General features: G+C 67.6%; 22 protein-coding genes, 2 tRNA genes and 1 pseudogene. 9 read left to right on the top strand and 16 right to left on the bottom strand.

What is annotated here, in order from left to right:
* Window positions 1–17 precede the first annotated feature (17 nt).
* The 3 genes from ABOD76_RS11160 to ABOD76_RS11150 form a co-directional block, all read right to left on the bottom strand.
* A complete protein-coding gene (locus ABOD76_RS11160; RefSeq protein WP_350244912.1) occupies window positions 18–620 on the bottom strand; it encodes a TetR/AcrR family transcriptional regulator in 603 nt (200 codons plus the stop codon).
* A 118-nt stretch (window positions 621–738) separates the two neighbouring features.
* Window positions 739–1,398 carry a potassium channel family protein gene (locus ABOD76_RS11155; protein WP_350244911.1) on the bottom strand — a complete coding sequence of 220 codons (660 nt, stop codon included), beginning with the start codon at window positions 1,396–1,398 and terminating at the stop codon, window positions 739–741.
* A 58-nt stretch (window positions 1,399–1,456) separates the two neighbouring features.
* Window positions 1,457–2,851, bottom strand: a complete 1,395-nt coding sequence (locus ABOD76_RS11150) for a TrkH family potassium uptake protein (protein ID WP_350244910.1) — start codon at window positions 2,849–2,851, stop codon at window positions 1,457–1,459.
* Window positions 2,852–3,055: 204 nt separating this feature from the next.
* Here ABOD76_RS11150 and ftsH point away from each other — a divergent pair.
* Window positions 3,056–4,862: pseudogene (gene ftsH, locus ABOD76_RS11145) on the top strand (ATP-dependent zinc metalloprotease FtsH).
* Between the two features lies 1 nt (window position 4,863).
* Here ftsH and ABOD76_RS11140 read toward each other — a convergent pair.
* The 4 genes from ABOD76_RS11140 to ABOD76_RS11125 form a co-directional block, all read right to left on the bottom strand.
* Complete coding sequence (locus tag ABOD76_RS11140) at window positions 4,864–6,018, bottom strand: mechanosensitive ion channel family protein (RefSeq protein ID WP_350244909.1); 1,155 nt, start codon at window positions 6,016–6,018, stop codon at window positions 4,864–4,866.
* 34 nt (window positions 6,019–6,052) lie between these two features.
* Window positions 6,053–7,099 carry a phosphate acyltransferase PlsX gene (plsX, locus tag ABOD76_RS11135; RefSeq protein ID WP_350244908.1) on the bottom strand — a complete coding sequence of 349 codons (1,047 nt, stop codon included), beginning with the start codon at window positions 7,097–7,099 and terminating at the stop codon, window positions 6,053–6,055.
* Window positions 7,089–7,676 carry an NYN domain-containing protein gene (locus tag ABOD76_RS11130; protein WP_350244907.1) on the bottom strand — a complete coding sequence of 196 codons (588 nt, stop codon included), beginning with the start codon at window positions 7,674–7,676 and terminating at the stop codon, window positions 7,089–7,091. Before ABOD76_RS11130 ends, plsX begins: the two co-directional genes overlap by 11 nt.
* 129 nt (window positions 7,677–7,805) lie before the next feature.
* Window positions 7,806–8,150 carry a DUF309 domain-containing protein gene (locus tag ABOD76_RS11125; RefSeq protein WP_350244905.1) on the bottom strand — a complete coding sequence of 115 codons (345 nt, stop codon included), beginning with the start codon at window positions 8,148–8,150 and terminating at the stop codon, window positions 7,806–7,808.
* Between the two features lie 105 nt (window positions 8,151–8,255).
* On the opposite strand from ABOD76_RS11125, the gene trxA reads away from it, so the two are divergent.
* Together trxA and ABOD76_RS11115 are read left to right on the top strand one after the other, a co-directional pair.
* Window positions 8,256–8,585 carry a thioredoxin gene (gene trxA, locus ABOD76_RS11120; protein ID WP_350244904.1) on the top strand — a complete coding sequence of 110 codons (330 nt, stop codon included), beginning with the start codon at window positions 8,256–8,258 and terminating at the stop codon, window positions 8,583–8,585.
* Window positions 8,586–8,672: 87 nt separating this feature from the next.
* On the top strand, window positions 8,673–9,140 hold the full coding sequence (locus ABOD76_RS11115) for a transcription elongation factor GreA (RefSeq protein ID WP_350244903.1): 468 nt from the start codon (window positions 8,673–8,675) through the stop codon (window positions 9,138–9,140).
* A 66-nt stretch (window positions 9,141–9,206) separates the two neighbouring features.
* Here ABOD76_RS11115 and ABOD76_RS11110 read toward each other — a convergent pair whose 3' ends face one another.
* A complete protein-coding gene (locus ABOD76_RS11110) occupies window positions 9,207–9,974 on the bottom strand; it encodes a hypothetical protein (RefSeq protein WP_350244902.1) in 768 nt (255 codons plus the stop codon).
* Between the two features lie 174 nt (window positions 9,975–10,148).
* Between ABOD76_RS11110 and ABOD76_RS11105 the strand changes: the two genes are divergently transcribed.
* Window positions 10,149–10,829 (top strand): metal-dependent hydrolase, encoded by a 681-nt coding sequence (locus ABOD76_RS11105; protein WP_350244901.1) that lies wholly within the window; start codon window positions 10,149–10,151, stop codon window positions 10,827–10,829.
* Between the two features lie 15 nt (window positions 10,830–10,844).
* On the opposite strand, the gene ABOD76_RS11100 is transcribed toward ABOD76_RS11105, so the two are convergent.
* Complete coding sequence (locus ABOD76_RS11100) at window positions 10,845–11,156, bottom strand: hypothetical protein (protein WP_350244900.1); 312 nt, start codon at window positions 11,154–11,156, stop codon at window positions 10,845–10,847.
* A gap of 120 nt (window positions 11,157–11,276) precedes the next feature.
* Here ABOD76_RS11100 and ABOD76_RS11095 point away from each other — a divergent pair.
* Window positions 11,277–11,351: transfer RNA gene (locus ABOD76_RS11095), tRNA-Cys, on the top strand.
* A gap of 27 nt (window positions 11,352–11,378) precedes the next feature.
* A tRNA-Val gene (locus ABOD76_RS11090) sits at window positions 11,379–11,453 on the top strand.
* Between the two features lie 376 nt (window positions 11,454–11,829).
* Here the strand turns inward: ABOD76_RS11090 and ABOD76_RS11085 are convergent.
* Together ABOD76_RS11085 and ABOD76_RS11080 are read right to left on the bottom strand one after the other, a co-directional pair.
* Window positions 11,830–12,045: a hypothetical protein gene (locus tag ABOD76_RS11085; RefSeq protein WP_350244899.1), complete on the bottom strand. Its 216-nt coding sequence runs from the start codon at window positions 12,043–12,045 to the stop codon at window positions 11,830–11,832.
* 126 nt (window positions 12,046–12,171) lie between these two features.
* Window positions 12,172–12,390, bottom strand: a complete 219-nt coding sequence (locus ABOD76_RS11080; RefSeq protein ID WP_350244898.1) for a hypothetical protein — start codon at window positions 12,388–12,390, stop codon at window positions 12,172–12,174.
* A gap of 239 nt (window positions 12,391–12,629) precedes the next feature.
* On the opposite strand from ABOD76_RS11080, the gene ABOD76_RS11075 reads away from it, so the two are divergent.
* Window positions 12,630–13,142 (top strand): hypothetical protein, encoded by a 513-nt coding sequence (locus ABOD76_RS11075; RefSeq protein WP_350244897.1) that lies wholly within the window; start codon window positions 12,630–12,632, stop codon window positions 13,140–13,142.
* A 5-nt stretch (window positions 13,143–13,147) separates the two neighbouring features.
* Here ABOD76_RS11075 and ABOD76_RS11070 read toward each other — a convergent pair whose 3' ends face one another.
* The 5 genes from ABOD76_RS11070 to ABOD76_RS11050 form a co-directional block, all read right to left on the bottom strand.
* Window positions 13,148–15,703, bottom strand: a complete 2,556-nt coding sequence (locus tag ABOD76_RS11070) for a PAS domain-containing protein (RefSeq protein ID WP_350244896.1) — start codon at window positions 15,701–15,703, stop codon at window positions 13,148–13,150.
* 376 nt (window positions 15,704–16,079) lie between these two features.
* The gene (locus ABOD76_RS11065) at window positions 16,080–17,255 is read right to left on the bottom strand and encodes a BMP family ABC transporter substrate-binding protein (RefSeq protein WP_350244895.1); all 1,176 of its coding nucleotides are present in this window, start codon (window positions 17,253–17,255) and stop codon (window positions 16,080–16,082) included.
* Between the two features lie 131 nt (window positions 17,256–17,386).
* Window positions 17,387–18,256 (bottom strand): ABC transporter permease, encoded by an 870-nt coding sequence (locus ABOD76_RS11060; RefSeq protein ID WP_350244894.1) that lies wholly within the window; start codon window positions 18,254–18,256, stop codon window positions 17,387–17,389.
* A gap of 12 nt (window positions 18,257–18,268) precedes the next feature.
* Window positions 18,269–19,282, bottom strand: a complete 1,014-nt coding sequence (locus ABOD76_RS11055; RefSeq protein ID WP_350244893.1) for an ABC transporter permease — start codon at window positions 19,280–19,282, stop codon at window positions 18,269–18,271.
* Between the two features lie 35 nt (window positions 19,283–19,317).
* Window positions 19,318–20,904, bottom strand: coding sequence for an ABC transporter ATP-binding protein (locus ABOD76_RS11050; RefSeq protein WP_350244892.1), 1,587 nt, complete (start codon window positions 20,902–20,904; stop codon window positions 19,318–19,320).
* A 173-nt stretch (window positions 20,905–21,077) separates the two neighbouring features.
* On the opposite strand from ABOD76_RS11050, the gene ABOD76_RS11045 reads away from it, so the two are divergent.
* Window positions 21,078–21,803: a hypothetical protein gene (locus tag ABOD76_RS11045; protein WP_350244891.1), complete on the top strand. Its 726-nt coding sequence runs from the start codon at window positions 21,078–21,080 to the stop codon at window positions 21,801–21,803.
* Window positions 21,800–22,417 carry a hypothetical protein gene (locus ABOD76_RS11040; protein WP_350244890.1) on the top strand — a complete coding sequence of 206 codons (618 nt, stop codon included), beginning with the start codon at window positions 21,800–21,802 and terminating at the stop codon, window positions 22,415–22,417. The genes ABOD76_RS11045 and ABOD76_RS11040 overlap by 4 nt, the downstream gene beginning before the upstream one ends.

The raw sequence follows: 22,417 nt of genomic DNA, 5'->3' as shown, positions 1-22,417 counted from the left end.
TGGTGCAACGCTCTTCTTTAGCGGCGCAGCACCCCGTCCATCAGGAAGCCCAGGGTGGAGCGCAGTTCCTCGTGCAGCGACCGTTCGGTGCCGTAGGCGGTCCAGCGCAGCGCGATCATCAGGTAGGTATCGGCAATCAGGTTGCTCATGCGCTGCAGGCTCAGGTCGGCGCGCAGCTGTCCGGCCTGCTGCATCGGGCGCAGGATGATCTCGATGACCTTGCCCAGTGGCAGCGCCTGGTAGGCGGTACGGGCGCGTTCCGGGTCCGGATTCAGCACCTCGTAGGCCAGCGGCGGGAACAGGTCACGGTCGCGGGTGTTGCGCTCGGCCAGCTGCATCCAGACGTCCTGCAGCACCGTCATGGGCGCCACGCCGGCATCCAGCTGTCCCTGGGCGTAGCTGTGCAGTTCCTCCACCACCTCGCTGCCGTAGTCCAGCAGCACCGCCTCCTTGTACGGGTAGTAGTTGAAGAAGGTGCCGCGCGAAACGTTGCTGGCCCGCGCGATGTCGGTGGCGGTGGTGGTCTGGAAGCCGCCCTGCCGGAACAGGTCGATGGCCACCGTGTAGATCCGGGCACGGCGGCGCTCTTTCTGCCGCTCCCGCAGAGAGCTGGAATCCATAATTCATCTGTATAGCGCATGACAGTCTAAAATTGAACCCGGTCAAAGCGAGTGGCTGCGCCGGAGCATATGGAAGGACCGAGCTGACCCCGGGGCAGGTCAGCCCAGCACACCCCGGTTACTCGCCCAGATACCGGCGCAACGCGTCCAGCGCGTGCGCGTTCCCGATCAGCACCACCTTGTCGTGGGGGCGCAGTTCCTCCTCGGCGCGCGGCGTCACCTCCACCCGGCCGCTGCGGTTGATGGCGATCACCTGTACGCTGAAGCGTCCGTTGAGGTTCAGGTCGCGCAGGCTGCCGCGCAGCCGCTCGTTCACCTCGATCTCCACGATGGCGTAATCGGAGCCGAGGTCCAGGGTGTCCACGATGTTGGGGGTGGCGATCTGGCGGGCCAGCCGCACGCCCATGTCGTGCTCGGGCCGGATCACGAGGTTGGCCCCGATGCGCTCCAGCACCCGGCGCGCCATCTCGTCGATCGCCTTGGTCACCACGTAGGGGGCGCCCAGACTCTTGGCGTTCATGGTGGCCAGGATGGCCGCCTGTACGTCGGTGCCGATCGCCACGACCACTACGTCGAAGTCCGAGACGCCGATGTTGCGCAGCGCCCGCTCCTCGGTGGCGTCCAGGATAGCGGCGTGCGTGACCAGGTTCATCACACCCTCGACGTTCTCCTCGTTGATATCGATGGCCACCACCTCGTGGCCCATCTCGTAGAGGGTGGTGGCCACGGCGGTCCCGAAGCGGCCGAGGCCGATCACCAGACATTGTTTTGCTTTCATGTGCGCCTCCTTTCGGGATGTCGGCGGCTGGGCAGCGGGACGTGACCCGCCCGTGTGCTCAGCCGATGAGGATGTCGCGCTCCGGCGGGTAGCGCACGTCGGCCGTCTTGTTGCGGCTGTTGAAGGCCACGGCAAAGGTCAGGGGGCCAATGCGGCCCAGGTACATCAGCACGATCAGAATCAGCTGCTGCTCCGGGTTGGTGAGCGGGGTGGCGTTCATGCTCAGCCCCACCGTGCCGAAGGCCGAGACCGTCTCGAAGAACAGCCGGGTGAAGTCCAGCCGCGCGTCGGTGTTGAAGGTCAGCATCAGCAGGAACATCACGTTCACCAGCCCGATGCTCAGCAGCGCCACGGTCATGGCCCGCAGCACCGTCTCGCGGTCGAGGCGCCGCCCGAACGCCACCAGCTCGCCCCGGCCACGCACCATGCTCCAGGCACTGCCCATCATCACAAAAAAGGTGCTGGTCTTGATGCCGCCGCCGGTGGAGCCGGGGTTGGCCCCGATGAACATCAGGATGATGGTGATGAACAGCGTGGCCGGGCGCATCGCGGCGTAGTCCAGGGTGTTGAAGCCGGCGGTGCGCGGCGTGACGCCCTGAAAGAAGCTGGTCAGCAGCTTCTCGCCCAGCGGCAGCCGCCCCAGGGTGTTGGGATTGGTCCACTCCAGCGCCGCGAACAGCACGGTGCCGATCAGCAGCAGCGCGGCCATCATGCTCAGCACGATGCGGCTGTGGATCAGGAGACGGTTGGTGCGCCGCTGCTGCAGGTGCGCCACCACGTTCAGTTGCACCAGAAAGCCCATGCCTCCCAGAATGATCAGCCCCCCGATCACCAGCGTGATCAGCGGGTCGCCGCGGAAGCCCATCAGGTTGTCGGAATACAGCGCGAAGCCCGCGTTGTTGAAGGCACTCACCGCGTGAAACACCGAGTAGTACAGGCCCCGGCCCCAGCCTTCCAGCGGCACGAAGCGCAGCGCGAGCAGCAGCGTGCCGCTCGCCTCGATCACGAAGGTGTACAGGAAGATGTTGCGGATCAACGGCACCACCCCGCCCACGCTGAAGGCGCTGACCTGCTGCGCCAGGCGGATGCGCTCGCTGAAGTTGATGCGGCGGCCCACGATCAGGGCGAAGACGGTGCCGAAGGTGATGATGCCCAGCCCGCCCAGCTGAATCAGCAGCAGAATCACCAGCTGCCCGAAGGTGCTGAAGGTGGTGGCCGGGTCCAGCACGTTCAGGCCGGTCACGCACAGCGCGCTGGTGGCCGTGAACACGGCCTGCAGCGGCCCCACCGTCATGCCCGGCTGGTGGCTCACAGGCAGCGCCAGCAGCAGGCCACCCAGCAGGATGATGACCGCGAAGGACAACGAGATCAGCTGCGGCGGCGAGAAGCGGGCCAGCAGCGGTCGCCGGAAAGGGCGCGGGCTGGCGGGGCGGAGATCAGGCGGGCGGGCCATACAGACGGGGCATTGTAGCAAGCGGACCCGGGCGTCACCGGACCCGGCGCCGCCCGCGGCAATTGTCGCGCCTCTCGCCGCTCTGCCGGAAGAGGCACGGTAGCATGCGGCATGAGACTGGCATCTGCGCTGCTGACCTGCTCGCTGCTGGGGCTGACCGGCCTGACGGTTCAGGCCCAGGCTTCTCCCCAGCCGCTGGCGGTCATGTCCCAGAGCGCCGCGTCCAGCACGGCGGGCGTGACGCTGGCCGCTGCCGGGCGCGGCTACACCGCCAGCAACTTCTTCGCCGACGTGCGGGCCGGGCGCGTGACCAGCGTGACGCTGCAGGGCGACGGCAGCACCAGCGTGATGCTGCAGGACGGCCAGCCGCACTACGTGGTGCTGCCGCCCGACGCCCAGACGCTGGAGACGCTCCGCAAGGCGGGCGTGCCGTTCAGCGTGCTGGACGGCAGTTCCCCGTTCGGCTGGGTCACGGCGGTGCTGCCGCTGATCTTGGCGGTGCTGATCCTGCTGGTGATGTGGCGCAGCGTGCGCGGCGGCCAGCCGGGCGGCGGCGCGAGCCAGTTTGGGCGGAGCAAGGCGACGGTGCACGCGGAGGGGCAGGTGAAGGTGACGTTCGCGGAGGTGGCGGGCTGCGACGAGGCCAAGCAGGACCTGGCGGAGGTGGTGGACTTCCTAAAGCATCCGGAGCGCTACCACACCCTCGGCGCCCGCATCCCCCACGGCATCCTGCTGGTCGGCCCCCCCGGCAGCGGCAAGACCCTGCTCGCCCGCGCCGTCGCCGGCGAAGCGCGCGTCCCGTACTTCAGCATCAGCGGCTCGGACTTCGTCGAAATGTTCGTGGGCGTGGGTGCGGCCCGCGTGCGGGACCTGTTCGAGCAGGCCAAGAAGCAGGCGCCGTGCATCGTGTTCATTGACGAGATCGACGCGGTGGGGCGCAAGCGCGGGTCGGGCATCAACGGCGGCAACGACGAACGCGAGCAGACGCTGAACCAGCTGCTGGTGGAGATGGACGGCTTCCAGAGCCAGCACGACATCATCATCCTGGCCGCCACCAACCGCCCGGACGTGCTGGACGCGGCCTTGCTGCGGCCCGGCCGGTTTGACCGGCAGGTGGTGGTGGACGCGCCGGACGTGAAGGGGCGCGAGACGATCCTGAAGATCCATGCGCGCAAGAAGCCGCTGGACCCGTCGGTGGACCTGGCGGCGGTGGCGCGGCGCACACCGGGGATGGTGGGCGCGGACCTGGAGAACCTGCTGAACGAAGCGGCGCTGCTGGCGGCCAGAGAGGGGCGGCGGCGCATCACGGTGCGGGACGTGGATGAGGCCAGAGACCGGGTGCTGATGGGGCCGGAGCGCCGCAGCATGGTGATCAGCGAGGCAGACCGGCAGCGTCACCGCGTACCACGAGGTCGGTCATGCCCTGGCCGCCCAACTGCTCCCCCACGCTGACCGTGTGCATAAACTCACCGTCGTCCCCAGAGGCCGGGCGGCCGGCTACATGATGCCGCTGCGTGAGGACCGGGTGCACTACGTACGGGCCGTGCTGGAGGACATGATCGCGGTGGCGCTGGCCGGCCGCGCCGCCGAGGAGGTGGTGTTCGGGGAGATCACCACCGGGGCGCAGAACGACTTTCAGCAGGCCACCAACATCGCCCGCCGGATGGTCACCACCTGGGGCATGAGCGAGCGGCTGGGCAAGGTGGCGCTGGCCAGCGAGGACAGCGCCTACCTGGGCGGCGGCATGCAGGCGAGCCCGCACAGCCAGCAGACCGGGCGGGTCATCGACGAGGAGGTGGCGCAGATCATCGCGCGGCAGTACCAGCGGGTGCTGACGCTGGTGCGCGACCACCTGCCGCAGATCCACGTGATCGTGCCGGAACTGCTGCACCGCGAGACGCTGAGCGGCGAGGAGTTCAGCGTGCTGCTGGCCGGCGGCACCCTGGAAACGCTGAGCGAGGCCACCCTGCCGCCGCCGCTGCCCCCGCTGGGCGGGCTGGCCGGCGCCTGAATCAGACGGTCGGTTCCGGCTTGTCCAGGTGCAGCGGCAGGTCGTGTGCGGTGGCGGGCAGCAGCCGCACCTCAATCGGGTTGATGCTGAGCGGCACCGGATCGGCGGCCGGGGCGGGCGTGTTGATGCCGGCCTCGGTCAGCGCGGCCTGGATGCGGCGGTTGAACTCGCGGCCTACCGGGTACTGAGACTTAGGGAGCACCTTCATCAGGGCGCGGATGGTGAAGCTGTCGGGGCTGAGCCGGGTCACGCCCTGCTGCTCCGGCGCGGCCAGGAAGTGATGCTTCCAGGCCGGGTCCTGGTACAGCGCGTCCGTGACCGTCTGCAGCACCTGCAGGGCCGCGCTGGGATCGGTGGTGGCGGCCAGGTCCACCGCCGCCACCACCCGCGCCCAGTCCTTGCTGCTCACGCTGACGGTCAGGATCTGTCCGTTGGGAATGATGTGCAGGGTGCCGTCCAGGGCGCGCAGCCCGGTCAGGCGCAGGTTGAGCCGCTCCACCGTGCCGTTGAGCGCGCCGTTGTTCACCGCGATCACGTCGCCCACGCCGTACTGGTCCTCCAGCAGGATGAAGAAGCCGGTGAACACGTCCTTGATCAGGCTCTGCGCGCCGAAGCCCACCGCCAGCCCCAGCACCGAGACGCCGGCCAGCAGCGCCGAGGCGTTGATGCCCAGCGCCTGCAGCACACTGATCAGGGCCAGCACCACGATCACCACCCGCAGCGAACTCTCGATCACCCCGGTCAGGGTCTGGACCCGCACGCTGCGGCGGGTGAAGGCGGCGTCCTGCTGCGCTTCCGGGATCATCCGGCGCGACGCCAGCGTCACCAGGTTCCAGGCGATCAGGGTCAGCGCGAACACCACCACCACCTGTCCGGCGCGGTTGCGGAAGCCCTGAGCGATCAGCGCCCCGTTGTCGTAGAGCAGCGGCACATCCACCAGGGCCAGCGCGTACACGGTGGCAGCCAGCGCCGCGTACGCGCACACCACTGTCCAGCTGAGCCGCAGCAGTGAAGCCAGGCGGTCATGCAGGTAGGTGCAGACCAGCCCGATCAGGGTCAGACCGATGCGCCAGATGGCAAAACTGGTGCCCAGGGCAAACAGCAGTTTGAACCAGGTGGCGGGCAGGGTCAGGGTGGTGGCAAGAACATCAAACATGGTCCAGAGTAGGCCGATTCTTAATGAGACGTGGTTAAGGATGAGCTTGAGACACCGGCGTGGGCATCATCGTGGCGGCCAGTTCGCTGCTCAGGCGCTCCACCAGCCGGGTCTGGTAGGCCCGGTCGGCGCGCAGCAGGGCGTTCTTGACCGCGCGGGCGTCGGCGCTGCCGTGCCCGATAAAGCTCAGGCCCCGCACGCCCAGCAGGATGCTGGCCCCGTAGGTGCTGGGGTCCAGCCGGTCGGCAATGCCGCGCAGCGCGCCGCGCACCAGCAGACCGCCCAGCTTGGTGCTGAGGCTGCTGTTCAGCGCGTCGCGCACCCAGCCGAACAGCACCTTGGCCTCGCCCTCGGCCAGCTTCAGCACGATGTTGCCGGTGAAGCCGTCGGTGACCACGATGTCGGTGGTGCCCTGAAAGATGTCGCGGCCCTCCACGTTGCCGTGAAAGTTGATGCTCTTCAACTGGCGCAGCAGGGCGTGCGCCTCCAGCGTCAGCGCGTTGCCCTTGTGGTCCTCTTCCCCGATGCTCAGCAGGCCCACTGTGGGCCGCTCCTGCCCTTCCAGCACCTGCAGGTAGATGCTGGCCAGTTGCGCCCACTGCGCGAGGTACGCCGCCTTCACGTCGGCGTTGGCGCCCACGTCCAGCACCGTCACCATGCCGGTTTTGGACGGCAGGTGCGTCAGGATCGCCGGGCGGTCCACCCCCTTGAGGCGGCCCAGCGTCAGCAGCGAACTGGCCATGGTGGCCCCGCTGTGCCCCATGCTGACCACCGCCGAGGCGCGGCCCTCCTTCACCAGCCGGGTCGCCACGTTGATGCTGGCCTGGGGGCGGCCGCGCACGTCGCTGGCGTGCTCATCCATGCCAATCACGTCGGGGGTGTCGATGACCTCCAGCGGCAGGCGCCCGCTGCCGGGATGCCGGCCCAGCTCGGCGTGCAGCCGCACCCGGTCGCCCACCAGCAGGATGCTCAGCCCGCTGCGGGCGGCCGCCACCGCGCCCTCCACGTTGGGGGCCGCGCCGTGGTCGCCGCCCACCGCGTCCAGCGCCACCGGCAGGGTTGGCGGGGCGTCAGCGCTCATCACTGTCCGAGAGGGCGGTCATGTAAAACGGCCGGGTCTCGCGGCCCTGGCCCTCGCGCGACTCGCTGGGCAGGCGGTAGCCGGGCCGCTCCATGTGTTCGCGGATGTCCTTGAAGTCCACGTACTCATCGGCAGCGTTGCGCAGCTCGTAGCTGGTCATCTCCGGAATGCTGGCCACGATCACCCGCTTGCCGCGCGCGCGCAGCACCTCCACCGGCCGCTCGAAATCGCCGTCGCCGGTGAGCAGCACCGCCGTATCGTAGCGGTCCACCGTGGCGAGCAGGTCCGTAACCATCTCGATGTCGAGGTTGGCGTGGCGGTGCACCTCGCCGTTCTCGTCGGTGCTCTCCTTGAGCATGCGGGTCCGTACCGTGTAGCCCATGTACGTCAGCGCGTCAATGAAGCGCTTCTGCTTGTCGTCGATGGTGCCCGGCACCGCCGTGTAGTAATAGGCGTTGTAGAGCCGTCCCAGGCCGGCGAAGTGCTCCAGGATCTTGCGGTGGTCGAAGTTCCAGCCGAGCCGCTTGGCCGCAGCGTACACGTTCGCGCCGTCAATAAACAGTCCAATCCGTTCCATCGTGGGTTGTCCTCCAACCAGTTCTAGCGTGCCCTGCTCCCGAGCCAATCAAGTGTGAGTGTCCGCCCGAACCTGCGGCGTAACCTATGCAGCATACTGGAAGCCTCATCGCTTCCTCAAGGCGACCGCTTATGGGTGTGGAGCGCCCACGGGCAACTGGGGATACATCCCGTCCTGAGACAGGGCCTGCAGCACCTGCTGCTCCAGCTGACGCAGCCGCACGCCTCCGTAGAGGTCGGGCAGCGGTTCCAGATGCGCCAGCGCCTTGTGGTAATTGCGCAGGCCGGTGCTGCCGTGATGCCAGCGCTTATGTAGCGCGGCGGCCAGCAGGATCAGGCCCTGCACGAAGTGGCGCCGCTCCCCGCCCGCCTCCATCCAGACCGGCTCCCAGGCCTCATGCGCTTCCCACCACTCGCCACGGTTGAACAGCTCCGCGCCCTGCCGCAGCGCCGGGTCCAGCGTGTCCGTGTGCATGGCGGCAGTGTAGCGGGGACGGGTGAACCGCGCCTCAACCTCAGCTGAATGCCAATGCTGTACAGCGTCACCAGGGTAAAGGGTGCGGGCGCGTATGATGTCCCCATGAAGCCGATGGAACTGAACGACAGCAACTTCAAGGGCGAGATCGATTCGGGCCTCACGCTGGTGGACTTCTGGGCCCCCTGGTGCGGTCCCTGCCGCATGATCGCTCCGGTGGTGGAGGAAATCGCCTCGCAGTACGAGGGCAAGGTCAAGGTCGGCAAGCTGAACGTCGACGACAACCAGCAGACCGCCATGCAGTTCCGGGTGATGAGCATTCCCACCCTGATCCTGTTCAAGGACGGCCAGCCGGTGGAGGGCGTGGTCGGGGCGCAGCCCAAGCGCGCCTTCGAGCAGCTGCTCGACAAGCACCTGGCCACTGTCAGCAACTGAACCCGCCTGCCGCGCCGCCTGCCTCCCAGCAGGCGGCGTTCTGATTGGCTGGAAGCCTCACGGCCCGCTGCCCTATACTGACGTGCTATGGCCGAAAAAATGAAAATGACCCGCAAGGGCTATGACAAGCTGAAAGAACAGCTGGAGTTCTTCAAAACCACCCGCCGCGAGCAGATCAGCGAGTACATGGGCATCGCCATCGCGGACGGCGACCTGCGTGAGAGTGCAGCCTACGACGAGGCGCGCATGCAGCAGTCCGAGAACGAGGCACGCATTCTGGACCTCGAGGACCAGCTGGAGAACGCCATCATCATCGAGGAAGGCGTGCAGGACGGGGTGGGCCTGGGCGCGCGCGTGCTGGTGCAGGACGCCAGCGGCCGCGAGCACCGCTTCGAGATCGTGGGCACCTACGAGGTGGACGTGCTGAACGGCAAGATCAGCGATCAGAGCCCCATCGGTCAGGCGCTGGCCGGACAGCAGGAAGGCAGCAAGGTGTCGGTGCAGATGCCGCGCGGCAAGCAGGAGTTCACCATCCTGAAAGTCAGCTACGAATAACGAGAACAGGACACGTGAACGCGCCCGCCCCATCAGAGGGGCGGGCGCGTTCATTGGCGCTCAGGCTCAGTCGTCGTTGCGGTTGCGGCCACCGGTGCCGCCGCTCCAGCCACGGTCCGCGCGGGCGCGCGGACGGAACTCGCTGGGGGCACCACCTTCACGGCTGCCGCCCTCGCGGGGGCCACGGTCCTCACGGGGACGGAAGCCGCCCTCGCGGTTGCCGCCGAAGCTGCCACCACGGTCGCCGCCGCGGTCCTCGCGGGGACGGAAGCCACCCTCACGGTTGCCACCGAAGCTGCCGCCACGGTCGCCACCGCGGTCCTCGCGGGGACGGAAGCCGCCCTCACGGTTGCCACCGAAGCTGCCGCCACGGTCGCCACCGCGGTCCTCGCGGGGACGGAAGCCACCCTCACGGTTGCCACCGAAGCTGCCGCCACGGTCGCCACCGCGGTCTTCACGGGGACGGAAGCCGCCCTCGCGGCTGCCGCCACGGTCGCGGTTGAAGCCGCCACGGTCGCCGCCGTCACGGTTGAAGCCGCCGCGCTCCCCACGGTCCTCGCGGGGGCGGAAGCCGCCGCCCTGACCCTGGCTGCCCTGGCTTTCGCGCAGCTCACGCATCTCGCGGCGCAGGCCACGAATCTCCTTGGCCTGATCCTCCAGGAGGGTCTGCAGCTTGGTCAGCACCGAGAACAGCTCATCGGCGTCGACAAACGTTTCGTCCTCGCCGTCCTCGTCCAGCTCCTCGGCGTCCAGTTCGGTGTCCTCGTCCAGCGGACCCGCTTCCAGCTCGCTGATCACGCCCTGTAACTCTTCCGGGGCTTGTTCGTTGGTCATAATCTCTTCCTTTCACAGCTCTGCGGACAGGCCGCACCCTCTGCGTTGATCGCAGGCGTCCCTGGAGTCTACCATCTCACCGCCGCTCTCGTCCTTCACGCCCAGACCGCAGACGATCTCACAGTTCCCGGACGCCTGCGATTGTCAGACTGCAGCAGCAACAGGAGGCTTCACATGCAGATCACCTTCATCGGCCACAGCAGCTTTCTTCTGGACGACGGCCAGCACCGCGTCGTGATCGATCCGTTCATCGAGGGCAACCCCAAAGCTGGCCTCACGCTGGATCAGGTTAAGGCGCGGCAGCCGCAGACGGTGCTGATCAGCCACGCGCACGGTGACCACTGGGGCAACGCCCTGGACCTGGCGGCCGGGGGCGCCAGCATCATCGGCACCGCCGAGATCGCCGGGTACGCGCAGAAACAGGGTGCGGCGAATGCCCTGCCGTCCAACATCGGCGGCACGGTGCGGCAGCCCTGGGGCAGCGTGTACTTCACGCCGGCGTGGCACTCGTCGAGCTTTCCGGACGGTACCTATGGCGGCATGCCCACCGGTATGGTGATTGAGTTCGGGGGCAAGCGGCTGTACTTTGCGGGCGACACATCGCTCTTCAGCGACATGCAGCTGATCGGGGACCGGGGGCTGGACCTGGCGTTCCTGCCGATCGGCGACAACTACACCATGGGCCCCGAGGAGGCTGGCCGCGCCCTGGACCTGCTGCGGCCGCGCGACGTGATCCCGATGCACTACGGCACCTTCCCGGTCCTGACCGGCGACCCGCAGGTGTTCGCCCGCGAGGCGGAGCAGCGGGGCGTGAAGGTTCACCTGTTGCAGCCGGGTGAGACGCTCGACTACTGACGCCTGCTGGCCGGCTCAGTCCTCGTCAATCTGAATATCGAAGATCGGCGGGGCCTTCGGCTGATGGCGCACCCGGGCCGGATCACGGTCCTCCGGAAGCGGCGAGAAGCTGGAGCGCACCGCCTGGGTGGGCACGAACTCGGTGTCCGCCGCGCGCTTGGAGGCCAGCAGGATCGAGTCCACCTCCTTGGCACTCAGGACGCCTTTGTGCTGCAGGGTGCTCAGAATGGCCAGGGCCAGTTTGCGCGCGTATAGGCCTTCACGCAGCTGCGCGTCACGCTGGCGCTCGGCGTCCTGGGCCGGCGGGGCAGAAGAATCCGAACTCATGGCTTAGGCTACCGCAGCCGCGAACGCTTCTGCCATCCTGCCAGCCGATTTTGACAGCTTTCCGGGGCCGTGCTAACATCCCTTTCGCTGGGAGTCAGGCCTCCAGGCATTTTCGTGGCTGGCGCTGTAGCCAAGCGGTAAGGCAGAGGTCTGCAAAACCTCCATTCACCGGTTCGATTCCGGTCAGCGCCTCCAGTTTCATACCCCGCAGGATATCGGTCCAGACTCGTAGCTCAGGGGTAGAGCACTACCTTGACACGGTAGGGGTCAGGGGTTCAAATCCCCTCGAGTCTACCAACAGAACCTCCCTCCCAGAGGGAGGTTTTTCTTTGGCCAGGAGGTCGGGTCACCTTCCCAGAGGGGCTCACGTGGGCGGTTGAATCCTGCCTTGAGCGGCAACCTCCAGCTGTTTCCGGTACAGGTTGAAGGCTGCCTCTCATATCTCCTCCGGCACTACGGACATTAGGTGCTGGGAACGCTCGGCATTCCGGCCTGTTCAGCAAAGCAGGCAGCGGCCCAGCATCCAATCGGGAAAATGCTGGTGGCGCGGCCTGGGCAGCTCCCAAATCGTTTGATCCCCGGCGCCCTGAACTCCGGCTTGCGGCTGCCACTCCCCTTCAAACGAGGTTCAAGCAGCTTCAGCTCTCCCTGTACAGCGAGTGTCCTGTTCCGGTCAGTTCAGCTCCCAGGACCCGGACAGGAACTGCAGGCGCAGACGCCGCGCCATCTCCATCAGCTCAATACAGTCGAGGTCGGTTGAGACGTGCAGGACCTTCTCTTTCAGGTACTCCAGCCGGACCTGTCCTTGCGGGTGAGGATGCTCGTCAGCGCAGCGCGCCGTCTCGGCAAGGGTGCGGCAGATCAGGTCATGAAGATGCGGACGGGACATACCCACAACCTACCCGCCGGTTCGTGAATTAAACGTTAAACCTTTTCAACCCTGGAAAGGAACGATGTTCATCTGCCGGCGGTGAGCGGCCCCGCATCCTGTTCAGCCGTGCAGTACCTGCAGAGGTCAACTGCGGACCAGCGCCTGCACGGTCATCGCTCGGGCGTGGGCAATCAGGTCCTGATACGTCTGGGCATCGGAGGACCACCCACACACGATCGTCAGGAAGTCGGCCCTCAGGTGGTGCGCCTGCAGCATCTCGTGAGTGTCCCCCCGCTGCTGGGCTGCAGAGATGGCCTCCGCGACCGCTCTGAGCGCAAGTTCGTACAACGGCCAGTGATCCACGTTCCCAGGGTAGGCCTTGAACCCTGACAGTTTCTTGACCACAGCATTCGGCGCGCTCCGGCGGACCTGGCATCGGCGCAAGGACCAGCCGGAACAACTCACAACACGGCTTAACGGTGGCCCCGTTGCTCCCTGCGAAAAGAAGGGTAGCCTGGGACGGTTCAGGTGCTTATGACTGCTGCATGCTTCCCTTTTCCTTCCCTCCCGTGCTGCCCGCTCCATCATCCGGCGGGTGCCAAGTGAGCGCGTTCCAGCTGGGCGACCGGGTCCAGATCACCGGTGACGGTCAGCGGCTTCCGGATGGAGCGGTTGGCGTCATCACAGAACTGGGGGCGGATGCCCGCTACCGGGTCGCCACCGCCGCCACCACCGCCGAGTTTCTGGGAATGCGCGGGGTCTGGATTGCTGCGGACCGCCTCAGGCTGGTGCGGGCCGCGCCTGGCCAGCCGCGTCCGGACGTTGAGACCCGGCTGATCGTGCGGGAGACGATTGGGCCGGACGGACCGGAACTGGTGCCGGAACTGGTCCCGGTGGTGCGCCGGATTCTGATCACGGTGGGCAGCAACAACACCCAGGATCAGGCCATCAGTGAGCAGGATCTGACAGAACTGCTCCTCGGCCGGGGCTGCACGCTGGAAGAAGCGCGCCGCGTGGCTCACCGCGCCTGGACTCAGGGCCGTGGCCGTACCGACCACATCAGCGTGGAAGTCCAGGGCGTGACCGATCAGATGCTGGCCCTGCTGCATCACTGACCGGCTCAGGCCCTGGACACTGGAGGGTCGCGCCACAGCGGCAGGGTCAGGGCCAGGACGGTTCCCGCCTCGGACTCCACGGTCGAGATCTGACCTCCGTGCCGCGCCACGGTACGGCGAACATTGGCCAGACCGGCTCCCCCACCGGACTCCAGGTCATGGCCCAGTGGGGAGAACAGAAGCTGCACCTCCTCGGCCGTGAAGCGGCCGTTCGACTCCAGCCGGACCTCCACCTGCTGCCCATGCACCGCCGCGCTGATGGTGATGATCAGGTCGCCGGTGTCGGCCGGGCGACTCAGCAGGGTTAGGAACACCTCCGCGAACACCTGGCGCAGCAGCAGCGCGTCGGCCCGCACCACCGGCAGGCTGCCCATCTTCCACTTCACCGTCTGCTGGCGGGTATAGGATTCCAGGTCGCTGCGCACCTGAATCACCAGCTGATCGAGCGGCACCCGGCTGAGCCGCAGTTCTCTGTTCTCCAGATCGGAGAACTGCCGGATCTCCTGCGCCACCCCGCTCATGCGCTGCGTCTCAGCACTCAACAGACGGAACAGCTGCACAATCCGCTCGTCCTTCAGGTGGTCCAGCCGGCCCAGACGCTGCTCGATCAGGCCCACCACCCCGAAGACCCGGCGCAGCGGTTCTTCCAGGCTGCCGGCCAGCGTCGTGGCGATGGCCCGCAGTTCCAGGTTCAGGTCCTGCCAGCGCCGGGTGCGTTCCATCACCCGCTGCTCAAGCAGTTCCTCAGTGCGCTTCTGGTCGTCGATGTCGGTGGCCGACCCGACCCAGCGCATCAGCTGGCCGTCCACCAGCACCGGGATCACCCGCGCGACATGCCAGCGGTAGGTGTGGTCAGAGCGGCGTATGCGCAGCTCCAGGCGGTACTCCCGGACCGCCCGGATGGCCTCCGCACGAATCTGCATCAGCAGCGGTTGGTCGGCCGGATGAATGGCCTCCAGCCAGCTGACGCCCTCCATCTGCTCGGTCTGGCCGGTGTAGCTTCCCCACTGGGTATTGAATTCCTGCACCAGCCCGTCCGGCGTCAGAATCCACACCAGGTTCGGCAGCGCGTTCAGAATGCCGCGCAGCGACTGCTGGTTGAGCTGCTCACTGCGCGCCACCTCCTCGGCCTGCCGGCGGGCGGCCTGCTCCCGTTCGTACAGGCGGGCACGCTGCAACACCTGGGAGGTGTGGGTGGCCAGGGCCACCAGGAACTGGCGCTCCACCGGGTCAAAGTCATGCGGACTGGCGTAGCTCAGCGCCAGCGTGCCGGTGACCTGTCCGTCACTGCGCAGCGGCAGAACCGCCAGCGCCTGCGTCCGCGCTTCCAGGGTGCCGGCCAGCTCCGGAAAGCGCTGCAGCAGCTCGGCCCGGGACGACACGTATACCGCCTGCCCGGTTCGCCGGGCCAGCTGAACCGGCAGGTCGGCCTCGGGCGGAATGACGTGGTGACGCTCCATGAACTGCGGAGCGTAACCCTGCTGGGTGTCCACCACCAGTGTGGCCCCATCCAGCGCGACGCTGGTGAAGAAGCCGCCGTACGCACCGGTCACCTCGGCGCTCTCCTGCAGCACTCCCCGGTGGACCTCCTCGCAGGTCAGGCTCCGGGACAGCTGATCGGTGATGGTGTTGAGCAGCACCTGATACTGCTCCAGCCGCTGCCGGACGGTGAGCAGCCCGGTACGCACCAGCGCCTGCCCGATCTCGTCCGCCGCGCCCACCAGCAGGGCCCGCAGATCCGGGTCGAACGGCTGCGGCTCGGTGAAGTCGAGCACCAGCACCCCCATCGGGCGACGGGCCCGCATCAGGGGAATGCAGGCCAGCGCCTGCAGGTGGTACGTGTCGATGATCGGGTGCATCTGGGGATAGCGCTCTGCGAGATCGGCCTCGACCCAGATGGGACGTTCGACCCGGATCGCCTGGGCCGCCGGCAGATCGGCGGTGGCCGCCACCGACCGGATCGAGGTGACGTCCTCGTCCGAGTACCCGTGAGTGGCACTCAGCAGCAGCTCATTGCCGTTGTCGCTCAACAGGTACAGCAGGACCCCATGGGCCTGCAGCACTTCATGGCAGCCCTGCAGGGCCGAAGCTACGGCCGTCTGCAGGTCGGTGGCGCGGGCCAGGCCCTGCGTGAGCCGCAGCAACCGCACCGACAGGCCGTTCTGCCGCGCCCGGCTGTGCTCGGCCCGCTTCAGCGCGTCGATATCGTGGCAGGTGGAGACCCAGTGAATCAGCTCGCCCGTTTCCGACCGGACCGGCTGGCTGCGGCTACAGACCCAGTGGTACTCCCCGGTGGCCTGCAGCAGCCGGTACTCATATTCCACCGGGTCCTGGGCCATCCAGTGCGCCGGCAGCACGTCCCGCACCCGGTTGCAATCGTCCGGGTGCACACCCTGGAGGTACCCGTCACCGAGCATCGCTTCCGGCGACAGCCCGGTGGTCAGGGTCATGGCCCGGTTGCTGTACAGGCAGTGGCCCTCCTGATCAGAGCACCACACCGGTTGGGGCAGGACCTCATAAGGACCGAACTGTTCTGTCAACCCGGAGGACTCGGCACGCATGGACTACCGGCACATTGTCAAAAAACGCGCTCCAGCATTGTTAAATGTTTACAAAGCCGCGGCACATGGCAGCTGCGGGCTGAATACAGGGCTAAGGAGCGGACAATAGCTCAGCCCGGCCAGGTTCGGTCTGTAGGCCCGGGCTGAAGGCGGATAGCCCAGGCTCACTGAAGCGGCGATGGTGAGCGTCTGCTGTGGCTGCCCTGAGCCCGGCAGATGAGCTCGGCGGAACGCTTGCTGCTGGCGTGGCAAGGCTTCCACAGCTCCTCAAACAGGGCCTGCTTTTCCCCTGACCCGCCAGCCGGACTCTTCCAACAGCAGCGCCGCCCGATCACATATCAGGCGGCGCTGCTGTTCTCGGCTCAATCCAGCAGATTTACTTCTTGGGTTCGTCCGCCACGTCGCCAACCACGCCCGGCACGACCCAGCTCATGCTGTTCAGGTCGGCCACGCTCAGCGTCTTGCCGGCGGGCACACGCGTCACGCCATACCGGTCCTTGAGCGGCCCGGCGAACGGGTCGAAGGTGGGCTTGGCCGAGCTCATGTCCTTGGTCAGGGCCATCAGGCGGTCGTACACGCTCACCTTCTGCCCCTTCACGGTCATGGTGGCGGCCTTCAGCTGCGGCACGTACTTGGGATTGACCGCCAGTCCGGCGTCGGCGCCCATCTCCACTGCACCCTTGTTGAGCAGCCACCAGTAGTCCACGTTCTGCAGGTTCTTGTTGGTGTAGGTCCCGTTGTGCACCTTGGTCAGGAAGTCGATGTAGATCTTGTCCCAGTGCGCCAGGTGGCCGGTCACCACGTAGTCCTTGGAGAAGCGGTACATGCTGTTGTAGTGGCTGAAGGTGGGAATCTTCTTGGCCGCCGCCGTCTGCACGCCGGTGGCGCTGTCCTCGGCGCTGGTCAGCACGTCGTCGCCCTGCGCCAGCAGCGCCTCACTGGCCTCGCGGGTCTTGGCCGGATCGAACCAGGAGTTCAGCCACTTCACGTCCACCACGGCCTTGGGGTTGGCCGCCTTGACGCCCAGGGCGAAGGCCGACAGGTGACGCTTGAGCTCCGGCACCGGGTAGGTGCCCACGAAGCCGATCTTGCCGCTCTTGCTCAGTGCGCCCGCCACCAGACCGTTGAGGTAGTACACCTGATAGAAGTCGGCCATGTAGGTGGCCATGTTGGGGTTGCGCTTGTAGCCGGCCGCGTGCGCGAAGATCACGTTCGGGTACTTCTTGGCAGCGGTCAGGGTGTCGTCCATGTAGCCGAAGCTGGTGGTGAAGATCACCTGGCACTTGTCGGCCACCAGCCGGTCAATGGCCGGCAGCGCCTGCCCTTCCGGCACGCTCTCCACGTACTTGGTCTCCAGCCACGGCAGCGCCTTCTCGGCCGCCTTGCGCGCCTGGTCGTGGGCGTAGGTCCAGCCGATGTCGCCGGTGGGCCCCACGTAGATGAAGCAGGCCTTGAGTTTGGCGGTGCTGTTGCCCTGCGCCTGGGTGGTCTGTCCGAGCAGCGCGGCGCCTCCGGCGGCAGCGGCAAGGGCCATGGTCAGAATTCGCTTCATGTGGTTCCTCCTGGGTCCGGCGACGGACTGCGTTGAATGTAGAGCAAAACCTGAACAAAATGTTGATTTGATTCGGAAAAACTCCTCATAAATGCCTGGGGTGAACCGGATGGGGCACCGCAACCCGACACTCAGCGTTCGCCGCGGGTATACGGGCGGCCCAGCGCCTCGGGCGCCGCGCCCTGCTGACCGCGCAGCCCGGCGAAGGCCAGCACCACCACCACCAGCAGGTACGGCATGGCCGAGAAGAACTCGGTGGGCACCGGGCTCTGCCCCTGCAGCCGGAACTGCAGGTAGTACAGCAGTCCGAAGAAGATGCTGCCCAGAACGGCGCGCAGCGGGCTCCAGCCCACGAAGATCACCAGCGCCACTGCAATCCAGCCGAGGCCCGCCGTCATGCCATCGGTCCAGCTGGGCCGGTACACCAGCGACAGGTACGCCCCGGCCAGCCCGGCCAGGGCGCCGCCGGCCATCACGCCCAGGTAGCGCACCAGGCCCACGTTCAGCCCCAGCACGTCGGCCGCCGCCGGGTTCTCCCCCACCGAGCGCAGCGTCAGGCCAAAGCGGGTGCCCTGAAACACGAAGGCCAGCACGGCGGCCAGCGCGATGGCCCCCACCGTGAAGGGCCACTGCGGCGGCTGGTTGAACAGCGGAAAGCCCTCGTAGGGCTTGCCCAGCATGCCGGCCACGCCCAGCCCCAGCAGCGTCAGGGCCAGCCCCGACACGAACTGGTTGGCGCGCAGGGTGATGGTCACGAAGGCGTGCAGCAGCCCGGCCAGCGCGCCGGCGGCCATGGCCGCCAGGATCGCCAGCACCAGGCTGCCGCCCATGCCGCCGCCGTAGGCCACCGCAAATCCCGCCAGGGCGCCCAGGGCCATCATGCCCTCCACACCCAGGTTCACCACCCCGGCCCGCTCGTTGATGATGGCGCCCAGGCTGGCCAGCAGCAGCGGCGTGCCGAAGGCCAGCGCCCGGGTCAGCGCGTTCAGCAGTTCATCCATACTCCACCTCTCCTAGCCGCGCTTCCAGCGGTAGCGCACGAACACTTCGCTGGCGATCAGGGTCATCAGCATCACGCCGCTGAACACGTCCACGATGCGGCCCGGCATGTTCAGGTTGATCTTGAGCACGTCGCCGCCCGCCAGGATGATGCCCATCAGCGGGGCCGTCACCAGGCACAGCAGCGGATTGCCGCGCGCCAGCCACGCCACGATGATGGCCGTGAAGCCGTACCCCGCGCTGATCTGGGCCGGGTCCAGCAGCTTGTGGTGGATGCCCGCCACCTCGCCGGCCCCCGCCAGCCCAGCCATGCCGCCGGTGATCAGCGCCATCAGCAGCACGGTGCGCGGCGCGCTGATGCCGGCGTACCGGGCCGCACCGGGGTTCTCCCCCACCACCCGCAGCTCATAGCCCCGGGTGGTGCGCGACAGCACGAACTGCAGGCCCACCGCCGCCACCACGCCCAGCACCAGCGTCAGAATGCCGACCCGGGTGCCCGGCACCACCGCCAGCTGGGCGGCGGCCGGAAAGTCGTCGGTGTAGATGAAGCCGCGCACGTTCTTGCCCTTCCATGGCCCCGCGATCAGGTACACCACCAGGTACTGCGCCACGTAGTTGAGCATCAGGGTGCTCAGAATCTCGTTGACGCGCAGGCGGGTCCGCAGCCACGCTGCAATCAGCGTCCACAGCCCGCCCACCAGGAAGGCGGCCACGAACATCCCCACCGGCAGCAGCAGGCCCGGCAGCGGCGTGAACAACGCCACCCCGCCCGCCGCCACCGCGCCCATCAGCAGCTGCCCCTCCGCCCCGATGTTGAAGAACTGCGCCCGGAACGCCAGCGTCAGCCCCACCCCGATCAAGAGCAGCGGCACCGCCCGCCGCAGCACCTCGGCCCAGCCCTGGGCGTCCATCACGGTGCCCTGTAGCAGCGTGCCGTAGGCGGTGAGCGGGTTGGTGCCGGACGCGGCGAACACGGCTCCGGCGATCAGCAGCGCCACCACCAGTGCCGCCAGCGTTACCCATACCACCCGGCTCCGGCTCGGCGTCGTGATCTGGACGAAGCTCACAGCGCCACGCCCGCGGCCTCGGTCTCGCTGCCGGGACCGGCGCCGTGCGGGATGCCGCTGCCGCCGGTCATCAGCAGGCCCAGCCCCTCACGGGTCACGCTGCCCACGTCATAGGGGCCCAGCAGCTCGCCGTGGTACATCACGGCGATGCGGTCCGACAGGCTCAGCAGCTCGTCCAGATCCTCCGAGACCAGCAGCACCCCCGCACCCGCCTCGCTGCGTGACAGCAGCACCCGGTGCACCTGATCGGTGGCCCCGATGTCCAGGCCATAGGTGGGATGCACCGCCAGAATCAGCCGGGCCTGCCCGGTCAGCTCCCGGGCCAGAATCAGTTTCTGGATGTTGCCGCCCGACAGCAGCCGCGACGGGGTGGTCAGGCCCGGCGTGCTGACCTGATACTCCTCCACCATCTGCCGGGCATGCCGGTCCAGGGCACCCAGGTTGCGCACGCCGCCGCGCGCGTAGGGCGTGGCCGCGTACTCGCGCAGCGCCAGGTTCTCGGCCACCGTCATGGTGGGCACCGTGCCCATGTGGATGCGGTCTTCCGGGATGTGCGCCACCCCCTGCGCGAAGCGGCGGCGCGGATCGCCGCTCAGCGGTGTAGCGTCCAGGGTCAGCTCCCCGCTGTCGGCGGGGTGCAGACCGGCCAGCACCTCCACCAGCTCGCTCTGCCCGTTGCCGGCCACGCCCGCCACCCCGATCACCTCGCCGCAGTGCAGCGTGAAGGTCACGTTCTGCAGGGCCGGCAGGCCCCGGCCGCTGCGGGCGTTCAGGCCGCTCACCTGCAGCAGCGGTGCGGCCGCGTGGCTGGCCCCGCGCTTGCGCTCGAAGCTGACGCTTTTGCCCACCATCCGCTCGGCCAGCAGTTCGCGGGTCGCTCCAGCGGTGGGCCAGCTGCCGACCAGCTGACCGCGCCGCAACACCGCCACCCGGTCGGTGATGCTCAGCACCTCGTCCAGCTTGTGCGAGATGAACACCAGCGACTGGCCGCCGGCCCTCAGCTCACGCATCACCCCGAAGAGCCCCTCGACCTCCTGGGGGGTCAGCACGCTGGTCGGCTCGTCCAGAATCAGCACCCGCACCCCGCGCAGCACCGAGCGCAGAATCTCCACCCGCTGCTTCTCGCCGGGCGACAGGCCCTGCACCCGTGCGTCCGGGTCCACGCCCAGGCCATAGCGCTGGCTCAGCTCCCGGATGCGTCCGCGCATGGCCCGCGCTGGAAACAGCGCCGACCCGGTGCCGAGCGCCAGGTTCTCGGCCACGGTATGCCGACCGACCAGCATCGGATGCTGCGGCACCAGCCCGATGCCCAGCCGCAGCGCGTGCGCCGGAGACGCAATATTCACCGGCCGGCCGTCCAGCAGGATCTGGCCCTCGTCGGGGCGGTACAGGCCGTACAGGATGCTGATCAGGGTGCTCTTGCCGGCCCCATTCTCGCCCAGCAGCGCCAGCACCTCACCGGCCTGCAGGTCCAGCGTCACGTCGTCGTTGGCGGTCACGCCGGGAAAGCGCTTGGTGATGCCGCGCAACGACAGCACCGGCGGGCGGGCAGCAGCGGCATTCGGAGAGGGGTCGGTCAACATCGGCTCCTTCACGGTTCAGACGGGTAGACGCAACAGCTGGCGACGGCCGCAGATGCTTCGACCTCTCTGCATTGCCTCTAAGAATGATGACATAGTTGCATTAAGAATTTCTTTAGCCCCACGGGTCCGCAGATGCAGGCGCAGGTAAAAGGTTCATGAGTTACGCTTTGAACATGATCAACCCATTTTCCGTGCGTCAGCTGCCGCTGTTGGGCGGCGCGGCGCTGCTGGCCAGCCTGCTGACCGCCTGTCCTGGACCCCCCACGCCCCCACCGCCAGGGGTGAGCCTGGGGTTCAGCTACCCGGCCCAGGCCGACACCAGCGGGCTGACCCTGGCGGCCATCTACTTCACCGGCACCGCCGGCACCGACCTGAAGGTGCTGTCCACCTCCAGCGGGTACGGTGGCTATGGCCCACCCGCCGGCAGCAGCGCCAGCCTCTACATGGACGGCTACGCGCTCGCCGCCCTCGCCAAGGATCCGCTGTGCATGACACCCTTTAAGGACGGCGAGGCCAAGGGCATGCAAGACGTCACCCTCTCGAATCCGGAGGTGCGGACCTGCAACGTCTACTTCCTGGCGTTCCGGGACGCCAACGGCGACCGTCTGCCGCAGAAGGCCGAAGAGGCATACATGACCCACGACATCCTGAGCAACGCCAGCACGGACTTCACCTACAGCTACCTCAGCCCGGACGGCAAGAGCCGGGAGAGCGGCAGTCGCAAGTCCGGCTGGACCCTGGTGCGCCACATGGTGCTGCAGCCGGAGGCCACCCCCGGCCAGTACCTGGTCAGCATGAACAGCGTCCCCACCGCCGATCAGGGTATTCCGGTCGCGCTGCACGAGCCGAGCAACTACTTCAGCAGCCTGAGCGTGCCGGTGGCCGGAGGCCAGCGATGAAGCGCCTGCTGCTGCCGCTGCTGCTGCCAGTGGTGCTGGCGGCCTGTGGTTCGGCCTCGCCGTCGCTGAACGGCGGGCGGCCCGACCTGCCCACCGGCGCCGAGGTGCGGCATCCGGGCGTCCCGGGCGGCGCCACGGTGTACCTGAACCTGCTGAGCGATGCGGGCGAAAGCTACTACCAGACCTCCGCCGTGGCGGGTTCTACCAGCACCACCGTGGACCCCACCGCGTGGCGTGGCAAGGAGAGCGGCAAGACCGCCGCCCTCCCCACCCTGGTGCCGGCCGACGCCACCGTCAGCGACCCCGGCGCCCAGGTGCTGCTGCTGCACTGGGTGATGTGGCAGGACAGCAACAGCGACGGGGTGCGTCAGCCCACCGAGCAGCTGGCGCTGATGAGCCACGACCGGGTGGCCTACGTCAGCAAGGCCGTCACGATTAGCTTCAAGACCGCCACGCCGGACATGCAGCAGCGCTGGACTCTGGCCTCCGGCTGGAGCCGCGCGGCCCACTTCGTCTACCTGCCCAGCGGCAGCAGCACCTACCAACGCACCCTGACCAGCACCACGCTGGAGCGCTACGAGCTGCACGTGCCCACGCCGGTCACCAGCCAGTAA

This window comes from Deinococcus sonorensis KR-87 (assembly GCF_040256395.1).
Taxonomy (GTDB): Bacteria; Deinococcota; Deinococci; order Deinococcales; family Deinococcaceae; genus Deinococcus; species Deinococcus sonorensis.
The sequence above is the reverse complement of the archived record's forward strand: the minus strand, read 5'-3'. Positions and strand labels throughout refer to the sequence as shown.